The organism is Methylobacterium sp. WL18 (assembly GCF_008040015.1).
Taxonomy (GTDB): domain Bacteria; phylum Pseudomonadota; class Alphaproteobacteria; order Rhizobiales; family Beijerinckiaceae; genus Methylobacterium; species Methylobacterium mesophilicum.
The window spans coordinates 1-1050 of the sequence record NZ_VRVD01001034.1 but is presented as its reverse complement, the minus strand read 5'-3'; the positions used below and the strand labels follow the sequence as shown (position 1 = coordinate 1050).

The window sequence follows — 1050 nt, the reverse complement described above, 5'->3', positions numbered from 1 at the left end:
CCGAGCTGGCGCCCCTCGAGATCGAGGACCTGCTGCTGCGTCCCACCGTGGCGATCGACCGGCCGCGCCTGGAGGCGTTCCTGGCAGGCCGCCGGGTGGTGGTGACGGGCGGCGGCGGCTCGATCGGCTCCGAGATCTGCCTGCGGGCCGTGGCCTTCGGGGCCGCCGCGGTGCTGGTGCTCGAATCCTCGGAGCCGGCGCTCCACGGCATCCTCAGCCACCCCGCGATCCTGTCCGCCCAGGCCGCGGTGACCGGCGTGCTCGCCGACATCCGCGACCGGGAGCGGGTCCATCAGGTCATCGCGGCGTTCCGGCCCGATTGCGTGGTCCACGCCGCCGCGCTCAAGCAGGTGCCCTACCTGGAGCGCGACTGGCAGGAGGGCATCAAGACCAACGTGTTCGGCTCGATCAACGTCGCCGAGGCCGCGGTGGCGGCGGGCGCCCGGGCCCTCGTGATGGTCTCCACCGACAAGGCGATCGAGCCGGTGTCGCAGCTCGGCGTCACCAAGCGCTTCGCCGAGATGGTCGCCCAGGCGCTCGATGCCGAGCAGTCGGCCCGCCCGGGCCATCCCACGCGGCTGATCGCCGTGCGCTTCGGCAACGTGCTCGGCTCGGTCGGCTCGGTGGTGCCGGTGTTCAAGGGGCAGATCGCCCGGGGTGGCCCGGTCACGGTCACCGATCCCGACATGGTCCGCTACTTCATGACCGTGCGTGAGGCCTGCGACCTCGTCCTGACCGCGGCCTCCCACGCCGACGGCGAGGGCCGGGCCGCCCCGGAGGCGGATCGCGCCGCGGTCTACGTGCTCAAGATGGGCCAGCCGGTGCGGATCGCCGAACTCGCCGAGCGGATGATCCGGCTCGCCGGGTTCGAGCCGGGGGCGGAGATCGAGATCGCCTATACCGGCGCCCGGCCCGGCGAGCGCCTCAACGAGATCCTGTTCGCCCGGGAGGAGCCCCGGGTCACCCTGCCGGGCATCGACGGCGTGATGGCGGCCCGCCCGGTCTTCGCCGACCGCGCCCGGCTCGACGCCTGGGTGGCGCAGCTGCGGG

1 protein-coding gene is annotated in these 1050 nt (G+C 73.8%); it reads left to right on the top strand.

Going from position 1 to position 1050, the window contains the following annotated elements:
* Positions 1 to 1050, top strand: a 1050-nt coding sequence (locus tag FV228_RS30685; RefSeq protein ID WP_147857851.1) for an SDR family NAD(P)-dependent oxidoreductase, incomplete at both ends; no start/stop codon positions are given.